Here is a 17144-nt window from a genome sequence, read left to right as displayed (position 1 = left end):
GTGGCAATGACCGCCATCGGCGGAGCGCCTGATTACACGATACCGGTGAGGGGCATCCTCGAACAATTCGACAGGATGTTTCCCGACCGCGAGGAGCTGTCGGCTCGAACCGGGTGGGAGCTGCCGACCATCGGGACCATCGACGTCTACCGGAACTCGTCCGTCGTCTACAGCTTCGCCCCGGCGGCAGCGCTGATCAAGGAAGCCCAGACCTTCTTCGATGACGTCCGGCTGGCCTCGACCGGCACATACGGGCTCGCAGAACGCTGCCCGTTGCTGGTGCTGCGTTCGCCGAGGCGCCTGGACTAACGGGCGGGTTGCTCGTCGGCGCCTCGCGATGGCCGGTGCATTTCGGCCTTGCGTCTCGCACGAAAAAAATTTCGCGCCGCTGCCCCGTTGCGCGCGCCTTGACTCCGGCAACCCAGCGGCCTATCTCAGCGCCACGTTAGCACTCGCCTTTGGTGAGTGCTAACTTATATCCGGCGGCCTCGCCGGATGGAGGAACAGTTCTCACCGTTCTCATTCGAGGAAGAAAACATGGCAAAGTCCAAGTTCCGCCCGCTTCATGACCGCGTGGTCGTTCGCCGGGTCGAATCCGAATCCAAGACCGCCGGCGGGATCATCATCCCGGATACGGCGAAGGAGAAGCCGCAGGAAGGCGAGATCATCGCCGTCGGCTCCGGTGCCCGCGACGAAAGCGGCAAGCTCGTGCCGCTGGACGTCAAGGCCGGCGACCGCATCCTGTTCGGCAAGTGGTCGGGCACTGAAGTCAAGCTCAATGGCGAAGACCTTCTGATCATGAAGGAATCCGACATCATGGGCATCATCGGCTGATCATCGGCCTCACCTGAATCTTCATCTTCGGGCTCTTCCCGAGCCCCTGCCAGGAGCTAAAACATGGCTGCCAAAGACGTAAAATTCTCCCGCGATGCCCGTGAGCGCATGCTGCGCGGTGTCAACATCCTCGCCGACGCGGTGAAGGTCACCCTCGGCCCCAAGGGCCGCAACGTCGTCATCGACAAGTCGTTCGGCGCCCCGCGCATCACCAAGGACGGCGTCACCGTCGCCAAGGAAATCGAGCTTGAGGACAAGTTCGAGAACATGGGCGCCCAGATGGTCCGCGAAGTCGCTTCGAAGACCAACGACATCGCCGGCGACGGCACCACGACCGCAACGGTCCTGGCGCAGTCGATCGTCCAGGAAGGCCACAAGGCGGTCGCCGCCGGCATGAACCCGATGGACCTGAAGCGCGGCATCGACCTCGCCGTCACCGAAGTCGTCACGGCGCTCGGCAAGGCCGCCAAGAAGATCAAGACTTCCGAGGAAGTCGCCCAGGTCGGCACGATCTCGGCCAATGGCGACGAGTCGGTCGGCAAGATGATCGCGGAAGCGATGCAGAAGGTCGGCAACGAAGGCGTCATCACCGTCGAGGAAGCCAAGACCGCCGAAACCGAGCTGGAAGTCGTGGAAGGCATGCAGTTCGACCGCGGCTACCTGTCGCCCTACTTCGTCACCAACGCCGACAAGATGGTCGCCGATCTCGAGGACGCCTACATCCTGCTGCACGAGAAGAAGCTCTCCAACCTGCAGGCCATGCTGCCGGTCCTGGAAGCCGTCGTCCAGACCTCGAAGCCGTTGCTCATCATCTCGGAAGACGTCGAAGGCGAGGCCCTGGCCACGCTGGTCGTCAACAAGCTGCGCGGCGGCCTGAAGATCGCCGCCGTCAAGGCGCCGGGCTTCGGCGACCGCCGCAAGGCCATGCTGGAAGACATCGCCATCCTCACCGGTGGCCAGGTCATCTCGGAAGACCTCGGCATCAAGCTCGAGAATGTCGGCCTCAACATGCTCGGCCGCGCCAAGAAGGTGTCGATCTCCAAGGAGAACACCACCATCGTCGACGGCGCCGGCAAGAAGGCCGAGATCCAGGGCCGCGTCGCCCAGATCAAGCAGCAGATCGAGGAGACCACCTCGGACTACGACAAGGAGAAGCTGCAGGAACGTCTGGCGAAGCTCGCCGGCGGCGTTGCCGTGATCCGCGTCGGCGGTGCGACCGAAGTGGAAGTCAAGGAAAAGAAGGACCGCGTCGATGACGCCCTGAACGCGACCCGCGCGGCCGTGGAAGAAGGCATCGTCGCCGGCGGTGGCGTCGCCCTCCTGCGCGCTTCGGGCAACCTCAAGGCCACCGGCGCCAACTCCGACCAGGCCGCCGGCATCAACATCGTGCGTCGCGCGCTGCAGGCTCCGGCCCGCCAGATCGCGGCCAACGCCGGTGCCGAAGCCTCGATCGTCGCTGGCAAGATCCTCGACAACAAGGGCGCGACCTTCGGCTACAACGCCCAGACCGGCGAGTATGGCGACATGATCGCCATGGGCATCGTCGACCCGGTCAAGGTCGTGCGCACGGCTCTCCAGGACGCGGCCTCGGTCGCCGGCCTGCTCGTCACGACCGAAGCCATGATCGCCGAAGCTCCCAAGAAGGAGTCGGCTGGCGGCGGCATGCCTGGCGGCATGGGCGGCGGCGGCATGGGCGGCATGGGCGGCATGGACTTCTAAATCCAGGCTACCAAGCCAATGCATACGAAAGGGCGCCGAAAGGCGCCCTTTTTGTTTTGCATTTGGAGATCAAATCCGAGTCCTCAGGCGGCACTCTCCGCCTGCCGTGCTGCCTTTCCGGCAAGCACCGCCTGCTCGACCAGCGCAGCGACCTCGTCGGCAACCGCCTGGACCGGGGTACGGTCGCGGGTGGCGCGGGCGATCACCATCAGACCTTCCAGCGAGGATTCGACCAGCAGGGCCAGCGCCTGAGCGCGCCGCTCCGGCACCCCTGCCCTGACGAATGCCTGACGCAGCAGTCCGATCCACTGCTCGAAGGCTGAGCGGCAGATTTCAACCAGGTCCGGCACGTCGTTCGGCGCGTCGAGCACCACCGGCGCGACCGGACAGCCGAGCGAGAATTCGTTCTCCTCCAGCATGCGTCCGACCGACTGGTAGATGTGGTGGACGGCAACGGCGGGATCGCTTTCCTCCAACAGCGCGGCGCCCAGCCGCTCCGTCACGTCGGCGACACTGGCGCGCGTCACCTCGACGACCAGTTGGTCCTTGCCGCCCGGGAAATGGAAATAGAGCGAGCCGCGCGGTGCTGCGCTGGCGTTTAGAATGTCGTTCAGCGACGTGCCGTGATAGCCGCGCTGGCGGATGAGCAGCGCCGTCGCCTCGATCATGCGGGTGCGTGTGTCAGTCGCCACGTCGACCTCTCAAAATGTCAACCTTTGTCAGGAGCGCGCATTATAGGACTTGCCCTGAATATGACAATCGGTCTACATAATATGTAAATCGGTCTACATATACTGGAGACAAAAATGCGGACTTACCGGCTCGAGGAATTCGGCGACATCGAGGGACTGGTCATGCGCAAGGAAGCGCTGCCCAAGCCGGGTGCAAACCAGATCCTGGTACGAGTGCGCGCCGCCTCGCTCAACCGCCGCGACACGATGATCCTCAACGGCACTTATCCTTTGGCACCCCGCGCGGGCATCGTGCCGCTGAGCGACGGTGCCGGCGAAGTCGTGGCCGCCGGCGACGGCGTCACTCGCTTTGCCGTCGGCGACCGCATCACCGGCAGCTATTTCGCGCGCTGGATCGACGGCCGCATCCATCCGGGCGTGATCGACCAGCTCGGCTGCACACTGGACGGCGTGCTGAGCGAATATGCGCTGCTTGACGAGCAATGGGCGGTGCGACTGCCGGACCATCTTTCCTGGCAGGAGGCTGCGACCTTCACCTGCGCCGGGCTGACCGCCTGGAGCGCGCTGACGCACGCCGAGATTCCGAAGCCGGGGCAATGGGTTCTCACCATTGGCTCAGGTGGTGTTGCGCTGTTTGCCTTGCAGTTCGCCAAGCTCATGGGCTGCCGTGTGGCCGCTGTCACCTCGCGGGCGGAGAAGACCGACAGGCTGCGGGCGCTCGGTGCCGACCTCGTCGTCGCGGCAGCCGAGACACCGGAATGGGGCATGAAGCTGCGCGAGGCGACCGGCGGCATCGACCTGGTCGTCGAAACAGGCGGCCCGGCGACTTTTGCGCATTCGCTGATCGCCAGCACGCTTCACGGGCGCATCGTGCTGCTCACCGTGCAGGACCGCAACGGCAAGTCGGTCGAAATTCCGGGCGCCGTCTATCAGCGCAGCCTCGTTACCATCGCCCGTCTCTTTGTCGGCAGCCGCAACGGGCTCGAGACGATGCTTGCCGCGGTCGCCACGCACCGGCTGAGACCGATCATCGACAAGGTCTTCCCGTTCGCCGAGGCGCGCGAGGCTTACCGCCATTTCCAGCTGGGCGACGTCTTCGGCAAGGTCGTCATCGACGGCGCGTGACCATCATGCTTTCCCGCAAACAGAAAGGAGATCAGCCATGACAATCCGCGAAGCCTCGGCCCAATGGCAAGGAACGCTCAAGGAAGGATCCGGCCGGCTGCGGCTGGGCAGCGGCGTTTTCGAAGGCGCCTATTCCTTCCCGTCGCGCTTCGAGAACGGCCCAGGCACCAATCCAGAGGAATTGATCGCGGCCGCCCATGCCGGCTGCTTTTCGATGGCGCTTACCGCCATTCTCGGCGCCGAAGGCCACACGGCCGAGAGCATCCACACCATCGCCAAGGTGCATCTCGGCGCGACCACGGCCGGGCCGACGATCACCCGCATCGAGCTCGAAACTCAGGCGCGCATCGCCGGCATATCGGCCGAGGATTTCGAGCGGCTGGCGCAAAAGGCCAAGGCGGCCTGTCTCGTCTCGCGCGCGCTGGCGGGCGTCGCCACCATCACGCTCAAGGCGAGCCTCGTAGCTCAATGAAACGACAGGAGAAGATCAAATGACCCATGAACACATCATCGACATCGCCGCGGCCAAACGCTCCGCCGAGACGGCGGAAATCATGCGGCGCTACAACGACGTCTTCCAGCGCCACGACCCTTCGGCACTGAACGAACTGGTGGCGCAGGACTGCGTGATCGAGAACACCACGCCGGCGCCCGACGGCGCCCGCCGCACCGGCAAGGCGGCTTGCGTCGAATTGTGGTCGGCGATCGCTACCGGACCCGATACCCGCTTCGACATCGAAGAGACGTTCGTCGCCGGCGACCGCGCCACGATCCGCTGGCGCTTCTGGATGGCCGACGGCAGATCGCTGCGCGGCGTCAACCTGATGCGTGTCGCCGATGGGCAAATCGTCGAGGCGATGGGCTATGTGAAAGGCTAGGCGTCGACCACCGCAACCGCATCGACCTCGATCAGATATCCAGGCGACAGGCTGGCCACTCCCAACACGACGTTGGCCGGCTTGTGGTCCCCGAACAGAGCCACGCGGGCGGCATCGATGATCGGGTAATGGTCATCGAGCCGGTAGCCGACGACGTAGATCATGATCTTCGCCACGTCGTTGGGACGGGCGCCTGCGGCGGCAATAGCCCGACCGAGATTGGCGAATACCTGGCGCGTTTGAGCCGTGAAATCGCCCTCGCCGACAAGCTTGCCGTTCAGGTCTTCAGGTTCCTGGCCGGCGATAAATATCAGCCTGGTGCCCTTCGCCACGACGACTTGGCTGTATGTGTCAGGCTTGGGCAGATCCTGGGGATTGATGCATTCAAGCGTCATTGCGACCGCCTTTCTTACTCGGATTTCCGGCCTTATCCGGATTTCTGAATCTCTCGAGCCCCATCAGCCCAAAAGCTCCCCGAGGCTCGACCATTGGCTATGTGGGGTTGGCGCCAAAAGGCTACCGATCGGCAAGCGCCAGCTTCGCGCCGAGCATGACGAAGGCGGCGGCAAAGCTGCGGCGCATCCATGTCAGCACCTTCGGCCGCGACACGATGTGGCTGCGCACCGATGCCGCGAAGACGCCGTAGATGGCGAAGACGATGAACGTCATCAGCATGAAGACGCCGGAGAGCTCCAGCATCTTGGACAGCGCGTGCGGCTCGGTGGTGCTGACGAATTGCGGCAGGAAGGCAAAGAAGAAGATAGACAGTTTCGGGTTCAGGATGTTGATCAGGATGCCCGAGGTGATCGTTCTGGCGGTCGAGCGCGGCGCGGCGTCCTCGTCGATGCTGAGGCCGCCTTTTTCCTTCAATGTGTTCCAGGCCATGTAGAGCAGATAGGCGACACCGAGATATTTCAGCGTCTCGAAGGCGATGGCGCTTGTGTGCAGCACTGCGGCGAGGCCGGTGATGGCGGCCGCCATATGTGGGATGATGCCAAGCGTGCAGGCGAAGGCCGCGACAATTGAGGCGCGCGCGCCGCGCGCGAGGCCGGCGCCAAGCGTGTAAATGACGCCGGTGCCGGGCGAAGCCACGATGATCAACGACGTCAACAGGAATTCAATGCTCATGGATTTCCTCCGCTGCCCTGCCCGGCGGGAAGGTACCGGGAGGCGTGCAACAGGGCAAGCGGGGCGCTTTTCCTCGCCCCCGCGATGCGGGGGCAAGGAAACTAGCTGACCGCCAGCCCATGCGCCGCCCTCGCCATCAGGCAGTCGCCGCCGCCGGGCATGCAGGCCCGGCAGACGTCGGGGCGCAGCTCGTAGATGCCGCAGGCCGTGTGCTTGCCCACCTCGCCGGTGAGCGCCGAGCATCGGCCGCCCTCGCAGCGCATGCCGGACTGGTCGGCCGCTACCAGCTCGGCCGGGATGCGGTCGAGCTGCTCATCCTCCTCGGTCGAAAAGCGCGGCCAGTCCGCCGAGTAGGAGCAGCAGGCGCCGCAGCTCTGACAGTCGAAGACGGCGACCGCGCCGCCATCCTCGTCGACAGACACAGAGGGCTGACCGAGCAGGCCGAGCGGCCCGGCTGTGCGACCGCCGTCCTGCGGCAAGGGCGCTACTTCTTCCTGGTCTTGCGCGGCGGCGCTTCGGCCGGCGACTTGAACAGATCGGTCGCAACCTCTGCGGGCGCATCCGGCTTTGCCGCCGGCTTGGCTGGCTTGGCCGCGGCGGGCGGAGCTGCCGGCTGGTCCTTGGCGGAGAATTTTATGGCCATGTCAGTCCTCGTCAGAAAAGCGCGATGATGGCGCATTCGGATTGCGCAAGCGGCCGATCAGCGCCGAGACCGCCGTGATGTTCATTTCCTCGGGCGACCAGTTCCTGGCGTCCTCGATGTGGTGCGGCGCCAGCTCACGATGCGTGCTGCCGCTGTAGGCGGCATCCTGATAGCTGGTGCGTTGATGGGTCTTGGCGTCTTCCCGTACATACTCGATCAGATAGTTCGGGGCTTCGGCGCGGCCGCGCACGCCAACGCGCACCTGAGCATCGCCATGCGCGCGCTTGCAGCGTTCGAGCCTTTCCAGCACTCGGCGAACATATTCGATCGGCTTGTCGAGGGTGTCGACCATATCGGCGATGGTCGCATCGGCGGCGATCGGCGTAGATGGCACGCGTTTGGCGGCCATCAGCGTGCGCCTGCCGGTTTCGGCAAAGCCTGCCCACATGATTCATTCGAGCTAGCGGTCAAAATCTTCTCCTGCCCGCAGGTTGATGCCGAAATGGCAGAGCGTCTTTCGGCCATGACCACGCACAAAGCAACATTGGCGTCGGATTAAATTGCGGACGTCCGCATCCCTGGCCTTGCAGCATCCTTATCACATCGCGGCGGACGTTGGGGCTATCCGCAAAAAAGGGCAAAAAATTCGTCGGCTGCGGAACCAATGTCGTGGCGGGCCGTTTTCACTCAAGCCGTCAGCAATTCACGAGCAATCGAGAACGGTTGACGGCAAAAGCGCCTCCCGCGCCATAACAAGCGCGAGAGGCGTTTTCTATTGTTCACCGCTCCTGATCGGTCGGACGGATAAGTATCTCGTTGACATTGACCCTCGGCGGCTGACGGCATAGAAAATCGCGTTCGCAATGTCTTCCGCGGTCAGCGCTTCCATCGTGGCGAGACGGTGTTCGAGTCCGGCCTTGGATTGCACGTTGGTGATATGATCGCCGAGCTCAGTACGCACAAGGCCGGCTCGACGACGGTGACGCGCACCTTATCGGCATAGACCTCGCGGCGCAGCGATTCCGAAAAAGCCACCACCCCGAACTTTGTCGCCGCATAGCCGCTGGCGCCGGGATTTGCGACCCGGCCGGCGACCGAGGAGACGTTGACGATATGACCCTTTGAAGCCTTCAGGTGCGGCAGCGCCGCCTTGGTGGTCGCCATCAGACCGATAAGGTTGAGCTCGATCATCTGGCGCCAGTCGTCTAGATCGGCTTCGGCCGCAGGAGCAAGCAGCATGACGCCGGCATTGTTGACGAGGATATCGAGCCGCCCCCATTCGGATACGACCTTGTCGACCATCGCGGTGATGTCGCCGGGCTTGGCGATGTCGGCTTCAATGGCGAGCGCGACGCCATCGGCCTGTTCGATGCGCGCAACCAAATGCTTCGAGGCGATCCGCACGACGGGCGGCGACCACGACTTTCGCGCCGGCCGCGGCAAGGACCACGGCGGTGGCCTCGCCGATGCCGGACGAAGCGCCGGTGACGAGCGCGACCTTGCCCGTGAGTGGTGAATTTGCGGTTGTCATGAGAAATCTCCAGGAGCCCGGCCCGCCCCTTCACATAGGCCGCGCCGCCGGGGCTTGAAGACCCCATCAGAGCAGTCGACGCAATTTGCCGAGCCGACCCCGGGCTCAATCCTGTTCGTGCGGGCCGGGCTCCGGCCAGGGCTCCCTGGCGGCTTCCGAATACCAGTGCCGCATCGCGGGCGTCGCCAAGACCGCGTCGACATAGGCGCGGGTGACGGGCGCCAGTTCGCCGCCATAGGTGTCGAAGCGCGTCACCACCGGCGCATACATGGCATCGGCCGCGGTGAAATGGCCGAACAGGAACGGCCCGCCCTCGCCATATTGCTCGCGGCACTGGCGCCAGATCGCTTCGATCCTCGCCCGCTGCGCCTCGCCCTCGGCATCGAGCGGCTTATGGGATTTCGGCCGGCGCAGGTTCATCGGCCAGCCGTAGCGGACCTCGCGGAAGCCCGAATGCATTTCCGTCGCCACCGAGCGCGCCAGTTGACGGGCGCCGAGATCGGTGGGCCAAAGCCTTTTTTCCGGATAGAGATCGGCCAGATATTCAAGGATGGCAAGCGTTTCCCAGACAATCCTTCCATTGTGATTCAAGACCGGCACGAGGCCGGTCGGCGACACCTTGGCGAGGTTTGCCGCCGTCTCGGGCGTGCGCAGCCGCACGAAGCCTTCCTCAAAAGGGATATCCAGGTGCTTCATCGCCACCCATGGCCGCAGCGACCATGAGGAAAAGCACTTGTTGCCGATATAGAGGGTGAACTCCGCCAAGACCGTCTCCTGATGATGTCAATTCGCTGCGGCCGTCATGATCGCCGCCGGCCTGACGCCGGCGCGGGCATGGATCGCAGCGACCGCTGCCTTTATGTCGGGGTTGACCTCGATCGCCTTGCGGCCGGCCTCGATCGCGAGATCTACCTGGTCGATCGGCAGCCGCAGCCTGGTCGGGATCTCGTTGAGCTTCGTCTGCACCGCCGGATCGACATCGGCGACGGGAATGTAGGTGGGCGACGGGTGGCCGACTTCTGTGCTCAGCACGTTGATCGGCCCGACATCGTCGGCGACGGCCACCAGAACTGCGACAAAGGCCACACGAAGACGCAAACTCGTTTCCCCTAGGACTGCCCTCTCCGCAGCCGCGGCAGACCCTAACCGGATTGCGTTATCGGATGCAACCGCACCGAGAGAGAGATCGCCGCGGCCTGGAATCCAAACGGATCCGGCACGTTGTCAGACCCGGATGCGGTTCTCGTGTCCAGTTTCCCTTCCAGACCCAGGAGATGCACGCATGGTGAACAGGGATCAGGTCGCCGGTATCGCCAAGCAGATGAAGGGCTCAGTCAAGCAAACGGCCGGCAAGGCCACCGGCAACAAGCGGACCCAGGCTGAAGGCATCGCCGGCAAGATGCAGAAGGCTTATGGCGACGTGAAGGAGAAGGTTCGCAAAGCGTTCTGAGGCCGTCTTGTCTTGATGGCGAGGTAGGCAAGAGGCCGCCGCGAGGCGGCCTTTTCATGTCTGGAATTGCTTGGCGAAAGCGTTAGTGAAGACGATCTCGCCGTGGTCACCGGCCGCCTCGCCCAACACCGCATCCATGTTGCCGGCAGTGACCCTGGCCAGCGCGAAGCCGCCCATATAGGCCGCCTTCGGCTTGATGATGTCGAGCCCGTCACGCTGGTAGATCATCGGCACTTCGTGCTGGTGGCCGTGGAAGACGGCAATCACATTGTAGCCCTTGATCGCGGCCAGCAGCGCCTGGCGGTCGGCCTCGCCCCACCAATGCGGGCGGCCGGAGCCATCGTCATCATAGGTGCGTTTCACCGGATCCCAGCGCTCCGTAGAGAAAGAATCCCAGCCATAATGCTGGAACAGGATGACCGGCCGGCCGTCGCCGGCATAAGTGGCGAGGTCCTGCTTCAGCCAAGGCAGGCTGCTTGGCGCGCCATGGCCGGTATCGCCGGCGAAGCGGTGCATCTGGACGAGATGCAGGCCGCCCCAGTCCCAAGAATAGCAGTCGGTATCGACATCGTATTCGGTAGCGGGCACCGGCGGTTTGAAGAACACGCCGGGACGATGGTTGACCTCGACATAATCGCGCAATTCGCGGCGATACCAATCGACGTGCGGCGGCGAGCCGTTCTGGTCGAGATCATGATTGCCGAGCCCGACATAGACCGGGATGTGGATCCGGTCCGGCCCGACACCTTCCTGATAGCGCTTGGAGAACTGCAGAAGCTGCGTGCCTTCGCTAGGCTCGGTGACCTGGCCGCCGCCATCGTCGGTGATATCGCCGCCGGTGACGAGGCCGAGCGGCGTGCCGATGCGGGTGCCGGCCGAATGCAGGCCAGTGGCAACGCCGTCGATCTCGGCCGGCCACTTCTTGTCGGCAATCGCGTTCAAGGCCGCGACGTTGCGCAGAAGTGCTGCATCGGTCTTGCCTTCCTGCAGGCAGTTGGGACTGAGCCCGTTCGCCATGCGGCAGGCATGAATATCGGCGATGAAGAGGAAAGTGGCGTCGATCGGCTGGATGCGCCTGCCGGTCTGGCCGAAGGCGACGCGAGGCAGCGCGCCGGCAGCAGCGAGACCTCCGGCGATGAAGACGCGGCGCGAAACGGTTGCTGGCGAAGAGCGATTCATCGTCACCCGATTAAACACCCTCGGACCGACTCCCTCTGTCCTGACAGCATTTATCGCAACAACACCCTGCGGCGTCGTCTCGTTGCCAATCCGCCCGAAGACGGATGCACGCTTTCCAGCCCCGTCAAGCACTCCAGCAACACCCCGGCATCCTGCGATGTCTTGGCCATCGACATGGCGCCGGAATAAGCAGCCACCGCAAGCGCGGCGAAGCGGTCGGGATCGGTCCCACCCTCCCCGCCGTCCTGCTGGTCGGCTCGGATCTTGTCGGCGATCGCCCTCCGCCAGCCGGCGAAAATCTTGGCAAGCGCCAGGCGAAACTCGTCGTCGGCCAGCGACAGTTCATGCGCGAGATTGTTGAGCGGACAGCCGCGGACATAGCCCTGTCGCTCTAGCTCCGCAGCCACCGCCTCGAACACGGCCCGCACGCCTTCGCGGGCCGATGACGCCGCCAGCATCGGGTCGATCCAGGTCTCCTGGACCGCCGCCGCCACTCGTTCCTCGATCACTGCGAGCGCCAGCGCCTTCTTGGTCGGGAAATGGTGGTGCAGCGCGCCGCCGGTGACACCGGCCGCCGCCATCAGATCGCCAAGGCTCGAGGCGTGATAGCCGCGCGCCTGGAAGGCGCCTTCCGCCACGTCGAGGACGCGCCGGCGCATGCCTTCCGGATCGTTGGTGCGCTTTTTGCCTATCGCCATCTCCGCCTTCTCCCCTTGTGGGAGAAGGTGTCGCCGAAGGCGACGGATGAGGGGTGCTCCAGCTTGGCCATGACGGCGATCCGTCACCCACCCCTCATCCGTCTCGGCGCTACGCGCCGATCCACCTTCTCCCACAGGGGGAGAAGGGAAGAAGATAGCAGATTGACAAAACAGGACAACCGGTCTGTTTATAAACAGGACGATCACCCTGTTTTGCGATTCTGGCCATGAACCGACCTTCCCGCCTTGCCTCGCCCGTCGTCGAGCTTCGGCAATACACGTTGAAGCCCGGACAGCGCGAAACGCTGATCGCGCTGTTCGAGCGGGAGCTCGTCGAAATGCAGGAAGCGACGGGCATGACCGTCATCGGCCAGTTCCGCGATCTCGATCGCCCCGACATGTTCGTCTGGCTGCGCGGTTTTGAGGACATGGCAACGAGAAAGGACGCGCTGAGCGCCTTCTATGGCGGCCCGGTGTGGGCAGCGCATCGCGATGCCGCCAATGCGACGATGATCGATTCCGACGACGTGTTGCTGCTCAAACCGGCTTGGCGGGGCGCGGGGTTCGACCTGTCAGGGTTGCAGCGGCCGATAGCCACCGAGGCCGAAACCATGAGCAATGGGAGCCGGTTGCCCGGCTTTGTTGAGATTTCGATTCACCATTTGCGGCCAGGTGCCGAGGCCGGCTTTGCCGAACGCTTCCAGGCTGAGGCCGTTCCGTTGCTTGCGGCAAACGGCGCCCGGCTGCGTGGCGCCTTCGTCAGCGAGCGTTCCGAAAACACATTTCCTCGGCTGCCCGTGCGGGCTGGCGAAAATGTCTTCATCGCCATTACCGGTTTCGACGATGGCGATGCCCACGCGGGCCATCAGGCCGCTCTCGCCGCTTCGCCGGAATGGCAAGTGGTTCGCGAAACCCTGCAAGCTGTTTCGACGAAGCCGACCGAGACGTTGCGCCTGATGCCCACGACCCGGTCGCTGTTGCGATAGTCACGCTGCCGGCAACATGCCGGCTATTGCCTCGGCGACAAAGGCCGGATCTTCCCAATGCGGGTTGTGGCCGCAATCCTGTGCCCACACCAGGCGCGATCCGGCCAGCGCCCCTGCCATCGCCCGCTGATGCGCTTCGCCAAAAAGCGGATCGCGCCCGCCTGCAATGATCAGCGTCGGGGCCTGCACGGCGCGCGCCGCGGCGGTCAGATCGGTGCGGCGGACTTCTTCGAGAACGGCGCGCCAGCACGCTGCGGGAATCGCGGACGCGTCTTTCGCCAGGCCGGCGAGAAAAGCCCGCGGCACGCCTGGCCGGCAGGCATGCCACCAATCATAGAAGGGATCGACCGGCGAGATCGGATCGCGCAACGCCGCGACTTCATCGATCAGTTGGTGATCCTGTTCGAAACCGGGCATCAGCGCGCTTGCCAGGATCACCAGCCCGCCGACCAGTTCCGGATGCCGTGTGGCCAGCGCGATCGACACCATGCCACCCAGTGAATGGCCGACGACGACCGGCCGGTCGAGCCGCAGGCGCCGGATCAGCCCGGCAATGTCGTCGGCGAAATCGGCGACGCCGCAGCCCTCGCCCGCCTGCGAGCCGCCGTGGCCACGCAGGTCCGGCATGATCAGCCGGCGGCCGGGAAGATGCGGCGCCAGCAGAGAAAAACTGCGGCTGGTGTCGGTGAAGCCGTGAATCAGCAGCAGCGGCGGCTCCGCACCGGCGATCTCGACATAGGCAAGGTCGAGACCGCCGATATCGACGATCCGCTTGCGCCCGGCCCAAGACGCCTGCTCGACCTCCTGATCCGTCAGTTCCAAGGCTGCCGACCTCACAGTCCGAGCTTTTCCTTGACCGCGGCAAGGCCGGGCTTGCCGTCAAAGGTGGTGACGCCGGCGAGCCACGCATCGAGCCGATCCTTGTGCAGGGTGATCGACTTCAGCGCCCCATCCTCCGGCTTCATGCCGTCATTGATGAGATAGCCCATACCGACATTTTCCATGTCGATGTCGAAGGCAAGGTTCTTCAGGAACTGCGCGACTTTGGGGCATTCCTGCAGGAAACCCTTGCGCACCTGGGTGGTCACGGTGGCGGCGCCGAAATTCGGGCCGAAGAACTTGTCGCCGCCGGTCAGGTACTTGAAGTCGTACATCGTGTTCATCGGGTGCGGCGCCCAACCCTGGAAGACGATGAACTGCTTCTCCTTGATCTCGTAGCCGACCTCCGAGAGCATGCCGGCTTCGCTCGACTCCACCACTTGCCAGCCATCCAGACCATATTGCGGATCGGCAATGGCATCCATCATGAGCTGATTGGATCCGGGCTCGATGCCGTACATCTTCTTGCCGAACTTGTCGGCGAATTTGTGCAGGTCCGACAGGTCCTTGACGCCGGCATCCCAGACATAAGTCGGCACGGCGAACGTGTATTTGGCGCCGACCAGGTTGACGCGCACATTCTCGATCGAGCCGTCCTTCTTGTAGGGCTCATAATAGGTGACCATCGCCGGATCCCAGTAGCCGAGGAACAGGTCGAGGTCTTTGTTCTTCATCCCTTCATAGATGACGTTGATGCCAAGCACCTCGCTTTGCGGCTCGTAGCCGAGCGCCTGGAGCAGCACCTTGGCCACACCCGTGGTGAAGGCGAGATCGTTCCAGCCGGGTTCAGCCATGCGAACCGCTTTGCAGCCTTCGTCTTCGGCGGCGCCGGCCGCCTGGGAAGCCGCCATTAGCGCCGCGACACAGACGCCTCTCGCAAGCATGCGCAACATTCCGGTTCTCCTCTTTCAATCCTTTTTTGACCTTATGGTCATTTTATTGTCCCATTGGTCAATCATTGATCTGAGCGGACGAAAATGTCAACGTGGATTCGTTATGCATGGATCGGTCCGGTGAAACTCACCCGTCTCAGCGACATTCGCCGCAAGGAACTGCGGCAGGCGGCCTTCGCGGTGCTGGAGCGCGAAGGCATCGCCGGGGCGACGCTGGAAAAGGTCGCGGCCCAGGCCGGCGCCTCGAAGGGCATCGTGCTGCATTATTTCCGCAACAAGCAGGAGCTTTTCGAGCACGCCATGCGCGAGGCGAACGCCGTGCTCTGTCACGCCGTCGTCGCCCGGCTTCAGCGGGCGCGAACGCCGACGGAACGGCTGGACGCCGTGATCGAGGGCAATTTCGAGGAGCATTTGTTCCTGCCGCCGCTTTGCCACGCATGGCTGTCGCTCTGCGCCGAGGTGCCGCGCGACGAGAAGCTGGCGCGCATCCAGAAGGTCATCCACGCCCGCATGCGCTCGAACCTCTTGTCCGGCCTGCGCGGCCTCGCTTCGCCCGAACTGGCCGAAGAGATCGTGCTCGGCGTCACCGCTTTGATCGACGGACTGTGGCTCAGGCTTGGCCTGCAGCCGGGCAGCGTCACGCGCGAGCAGGCCGTGCGCCAGGTTAAGGATTTCGTCGCGGGCCGGCTGGGCCTGCCCCAGCCCGCGCCGGTCGGGTTAGCCTCAGCCGGATAAGGTTCATACCGGCGATCGCTCCCGCGCTTGACCGTCCGCGTTGCTCAGCGCTGCACTCCCGCTCCAACGGCAGCTATACCCCCGGGAGAGCACTTGCGGTGCCGTCCCGGTCCTTGAAGCCGAGCGTTCCCACCTCATCGAGTATCTGCTCGCGGATCCAGCGATGCGGTGGCTCATCATCGCGGCGGGCGTGCCAGTACATTCTGACCGCCGGCGATGGTATCGGGATCGGCGCCCGATAGATGCCGATCGGCAGGGATTTTGCCGCCGCTACAGCGAACTGCGTTGGAACCGCAGCCAGATAAGGCCCGTTCGCCACGGCCAGCGCGACGGCCTGGAAGTGCGGCAAAGCAAGCATGACGCGACGCGCCCGGCCCATCCTGCCCAGCGCATCGTCGGTGAAGCCCGACATTGATCCATCGATGGAGCGCAGCGCATGCGGCAGCGCGCAGAACAGGTCGAGTGGCACCTCTTCGCCCTCGGCGATGCCGGCCTGGCCGAGCGCCGCATTGTCCTTCGCCGCGACAATGGCGAAGGGCGAGCCGAACAGCGCCACGCTTGAGACCCACTCCGCGACCTCCAGCGGGCGCTCCAGCGCAAGGTCGATCCGATCGTCCTGCAACAGCTTCGAGACGTCGCCGATGGCGCTGTCGAGGAAACGGAACGATATGCCGGGCGCCACCGCCGCAATGCGCGCGGCGAAGGGCGGCATAAGCAGCATTGAGAAGAAATCCGCGCCCATGAAGGTGAAGGTCCGTTCCAGCCTTGCCGGATCGAAATCGGTCGCCGGCTGAAAGGCGCGCTCGATCTCGCGCAGCGCTGCACGCACCGGCTCCGCGAGGCTTTCGGCGCGAGGCGTCGGCACCATGTCGTTGCCGCGGCGCACGAAGAGTTGGTCGTTGAGCGCATGGCGCAGGCGGTTGAGCGCGGCGCTAACAGCCGGCTGGCTGAGGCCGATCTGCTCGCCGGCGCGCGTCACGCTCTTCTCGCGCAGCAGCGCGTCGAGCACCCTCACCAGATTGAGGTCGAGCGCGTTCAAATTCATCGCATCAATCCGCCCCATACGATCATTCGATTTCCATCACCGGCTCGTCCTTGCTTAGGTCGCCGTCGAAGCCGCTTTGTCGGCACTCAATAAGGGAGAGCAATGATCACAATGATCAACACGACGATCGCAGGCAAGGAACTCCTCTGGTTCAACAACACGCTCGTTACCATCCAGGTTTCGTCGGCCGACGGCGAGGACGGCATCTGCATCATCGAGCACCGCCAGCCCTACGGCGATTCCGCGCCGCTGCACGTGCACCGCAATGAGGACGAGGTGTTTCATATCCTCGAAGGCCGGATACGTTTTGTCGTCGACGGCCGCGAGCGGCTTGCCGGCGCCGGCGAAACGGTGCTCGCTCCGAAAGGCCTGCCGCACACTTACAAGGTCGAGTCTCTCGAAGGCGCCCATACGCTCACCGTCACGCGCGGTTCGGATTTCGAGACGATGGTGCGCAAGGCTAGTCGCCCTGCGGAGCGAGCCGAACTGCCGCCGGCGGCAGCGCCGACGCCGGAGATGATTGAGGTGTTGACGAGCCTGTGCGCCGAGAACGGCATCGATATTGTCGGGCCGCCGCTGAAGCGCTGATCTCCCGCCGGGCATCTCCCCATAAGAAGGGGGAGATTGGCCGTCACCGCCGTCTCGCCCAGAGCGAGAAGAAGAGGCCTCTCTTCAACCGATTTGCATCTTCCCCGACCGCAATCTCCGCTTGAAGCGGTTTGTGCAACG

25 protein-coding genes are annotated in these 17144 nt (G+C 64.1%); 10 read left to right on the top strand and 15 right to left on the bottom strand.

Going from position 1 to position 17144, the window contains the following annotated elements; genetic code table 11:
* Nucleotides 1–6 precede the first annotated feature (6 nt).
* The 3 genes from LB520_RS09700 to groL all read left to right on the top strand — a co-directional run bounded on the left by LB520_RS09700 (nt 7) and on the right by groL (nt 2553).
* Nucleotides 7–309 (top strand): hypothetical protein, encoded by a 303-nt coding sequence (locus tag LB520_RS09700; protein ID WP_224637335.1) that lies wholly within the window; start codon nt 7–9, stop codon nt 307–309.
* A gap of 228 nt (nt 310–537) precedes the next feature.
* A complete protein-coding gene (gene groES, locus LB520_RS09695) occupies nt 538–834 on the top strand; it encodes a co-chaperone GroES (RefSeq protein WP_010915433.1) in 297 nt (98 codons plus the stop codon).
* Nucleotides 835–897: 63 nt separating this feature from the next.
* The gene (groL, locus tag LB520_RS09690) at nt 898–2553 is read left to right on the top strand and encodes a chaperonin GroEL (protein ID WP_095768453.1); all 1656 of its coding nucleotides are present in this window, start codon (nt 898–900) and stop codon (nt 2551–2553) included.
* 83 nt (nt 2554–2636) lie between these two features.
* Here the strand turns inward: groL and LB520_RS09685 are convergent, their stop codons facing one another.
* Nucleotides 2637–3245 carry a TetR/AcrR family transcriptional regulator gene (locus LB520_RS09685; RefSeq protein ID WP_224637334.1) on the bottom strand — a complete coding sequence of 203 codons (609 nt, stop codon included), beginning with the start codon at nt 3243–3245 and terminating at the stop codon, nt 2637–2639.
* 114 nt (nt 3246–3359) lie between these two features.
* Between LB520_RS09685 and LB520_RS09680 the strand changes: the two genes are divergently transcribed.
* From LB520_RS09680 to LB520_RS09670, 3 genes are read left to right on the top strand one after another with little or no spacing between them, the layout of a single operon-like run.
* The gene (locus LB520_RS09680) at nt 3360–4370 is read left to right on the top strand and encodes a zinc-dependent alcohol dehydrogenase family protein (RefSeq protein ID WP_224637333.1); all 1011 of its coding nucleotides are present in this window, start codon (nt 3360–3362) and stop codon (nt 4368–4370) included.
* A 37-nt stretch (nt 4371–4407) separates the two neighbouring features.
* Nucleotides 4408–4842: an OsmC family protein gene (locus tag LB520_RS09675; protein WP_224601523.1), complete on the top strand. Its 435-nt coding sequence runs from the start codon at nt 4408–4410 to the stop codon at nt 4840–4842.
* Between the two features lie 19 nt (nt 4843–4861).
* A complete protein-coding gene (locus LB520_RS09670; RefSeq protein WP_224601521.1) occupies nt 4862–5248 on the top strand; it encodes a nuclear transport factor 2 family protein in 387 nt (128 codons plus the stop codon).
* Here the strand turns inward: LB520_RS09670 and LB520_RS09665 are convergent.
* The 9 genes from LB520_RS09665 to LB520_RS09630 form a co-directional block, all read right to left on the bottom strand.
* Complete coding sequence (locus LB520_RS09665; RefSeq protein WP_224637332.1) at nt 5245–5643, bottom strand: RidA family protein; 399 nt, start codon at nt 5641–5643, stop codon at nt 5245–5247. The two genes, LB520_RS09670 and LB520_RS09665, sit on opposite strands and share 4 nt — an antisense overlap.
* Nucleotides 5644–5764: 121 nt before the next feature.
* Nucleotides 5765–6376 carry a LysE family translocator gene (locus LB520_RS09660; RefSeq protein WP_224637331.1) on the bottom strand — a complete coding sequence of 204 codons (612 nt, stop codon included), beginning with the start codon at nt 6374–6376 and terminating at the stop codon, nt 5765–5767.
* Nucleotides 6377–6477: 101 nt separating this feature from the next.
* On the bottom strand, nt 6478–6816 hold the full coding sequence (locus LB520_RS09655) for a YkgJ family cysteine cluster protein (RefSeq protein WP_140841072.1): 339 nt from the start codon (nt 6814–6816) through the stop codon (nt 6478–6480).
* Nucleotides 6817–6860: 44 nt separating this feature from the next.
* Nucleotides 6861–7019, bottom strand: coding sequence for a hypothetical protein (locus LB520_RS09650; RefSeq protein ID WP_181174749.1), 159 nt, complete (start codon nt 7017–7019; stop codon nt 6861–6863).
* Nucleotide 7020: 1 nt separating this feature from the next.
* A complete protein-coding gene (locus tag LB520_RS09645; RefSeq protein ID WP_224637330.1) occupies nt 7021–7428 on the bottom strand; it encodes a hypothetical protein in 408 nt (135 codons plus the stop codon).
* A 467-nt stretch (nt 7429–7895) separates the two neighbouring features.
* Nucleotides 7896–8402 (bottom strand): SDR family oxidoreductase, encoded by a 507-nt coding sequence (locus LB520_RS09640; RefSeq protein ID WP_263483664.1) that lies wholly within the window; start codon nt 8400–8402, stop codon nt 7896–7898.
* Nucleotides 8356–8550, bottom strand: coding sequence for an SDR family NAD(P)-dependent oxidoreductase (locus tag LB520_RS29120; RefSeq protein WP_263483663.1), 195 nt, complete (start codon nt 8548–8550; stop codon nt 8356–8358). Before LB520_RS29120 ends, LB520_RS09640 begins: the two co-directional genes overlap by 47 nt.
* A 105-nt stretch (nt 8551–8655) precedes the next feature.
* Nucleotides 8656–9315 (bottom strand): glutathione S-transferase family protein, encoded by a 660-nt coding sequence (locus tag LB520_RS09635; RefSeq protein WP_224637329.1) that lies wholly within the window; start codon nt 9313–9315, stop codon nt 8656–8658.
* Between the two features lie 18 nt (nt 9316–9333).
* Entirely contained in the window at nt 9334–9648 is a 315-nt protein-coding gene (locus LB520_RS09630; RefSeq protein WP_224637328.1) for a hypothetical protein, read from the bottom strand.
* A 184-nt stretch (nt 9649–9832) separates the two neighbouring features.
* Here LB520_RS09630 and LB520_RS09625 point away from each other — a divergent pair, with 184 nt between their 5' ends.
* Nucleotides 9833–10000, top strand: coding sequence for a CsbD family protein (locus LB520_RS09625; protein ID WP_224531034.1), 168 nt, complete (start codon nt 9833–9835; stop codon nt 9998–10000).
* Between the two features lie 54 nt (nt 10001–10054).
* Here LB520_RS09625 and LB520_RS09620 read toward each other — a convergent pair whose 3' ends face one another.
* Together LB520_RS09620 and LB520_RS09615 are read right to left on the bottom strand one after the other, a co-directional pair.
* Nucleotides 10055–11179 carry a metallophosphoesterase gene (locus LB520_RS09620; RefSeq protein ID WP_224632246.1) on the bottom strand — a complete coding sequence of 375 codons (1125 nt, stop codon included), beginning with the start codon at nt 11177–11179 and terminating at the stop codon, nt 10055–10057.
* A 50-nt stretch (nt 11180–11229) separates the two neighbouring features.
* Nucleotides 11230–11877 (bottom strand): TetR/AcrR family transcriptional regulator, encoded by a 648-nt coding sequence (locus LB520_RS09615; RefSeq protein ID WP_140840784.1) that lies wholly within the window; start codon nt 11875–11877, stop codon nt 11230–11232.
* 227 nt (nt 11878–12104) lie between these two features.
* Here LB520_RS09615 and LB520_RS09610 point away from each other — a divergent pair, with 227 nt between their 5' ends.
* Entirely contained in the window at nt 12105–12863 is a 759-nt protein-coding gene (locus LB520_RS09610) for an NIPSNAP family protein (RefSeq protein ID WP_224637327.1), read from the top strand.
* Here the strand turns inward: LB520_RS09610 and LB520_RS09605 are convergent, their stop codons facing one another.
* On the bottom strand, nt 12864–13685 hold the full coding sequence (locus LB520_RS09605; protein WP_224637326.1) for an alpha/beta fold hydrolase: 822 nt from the start codon (nt 13683–13685) through the stop codon (nt 12864–12866).
* An 11-nt stretch (nt 13686–13696) separates the two neighbouring features.
* On the bottom strand, nt 13697–14635 hold the full coding sequence (gene choX, locus LB520_RS09600) for a choline ABC transporter substrate-binding protein (RefSeq protein ID WP_224637325.1): 939 nt from the start codon (nt 14633–14635) through the stop codon (nt 13697–13699).
* Between the two features lie 84 nt (nt 14636–14719).
* On the opposite strand from choX, the gene betI reads away from it, so the two are divergent.
* Nucleotides 14720–15370 carry a choline-responsive transcriptional repressor BetI gene (gene betI / locus LB520_RS09595; RefSeq protein WP_224637324.1) on the top strand — a complete coding sequence of 217 codons (651 nt, stop codon included), beginning with the start codon at nt 14720–14722 and terminating at the stop codon, nt 15368–15370.
* A gap of 73 nt (nt 15371–15443) precedes the next feature.
* Here betI and LB520_RS09590 read toward each other — a convergent pair whose 3' ends face one another.
* Complete coding sequence (locus LB520_RS09590) at nt 15444–16415, bottom strand: LysR family transcriptional regulator (RefSeq protein ID WP_224637323.1); 972 nt, start codon at nt 16413–16415, stop codon at nt 15444–15446.
* A 102-nt stretch (nt 16416–16517) separates the two neighbouring features.
* Between LB520_RS09590 and LB520_RS09585 the strand changes: the two genes are divergently transcribed.
* The gene (locus LB520_RS09585; RefSeq protein WP_318012085.1) at nt 16518–17003 is read left to right on the top strand and encodes a cupin domain-containing protein; all 486 of its coding nucleotides are present in this window, start codon (nt 16518–16520) and stop codon (nt 17001–17003) included.
* Nucleotides 17004–17144: the final 141 nt, after the last annotated feature.

This window comes from Mesorhizobium sp. CA12 (assembly GCF_020165255.1).
Lineage (GTDB): Bacteria > Pseudomonadota > Alphaproteobacteria > Rhizobiales > Rhizobiaceae > Mesorhizobium.
This window is presented reverse-complemented; position numbering and strand designations above follow the sequence as displayed.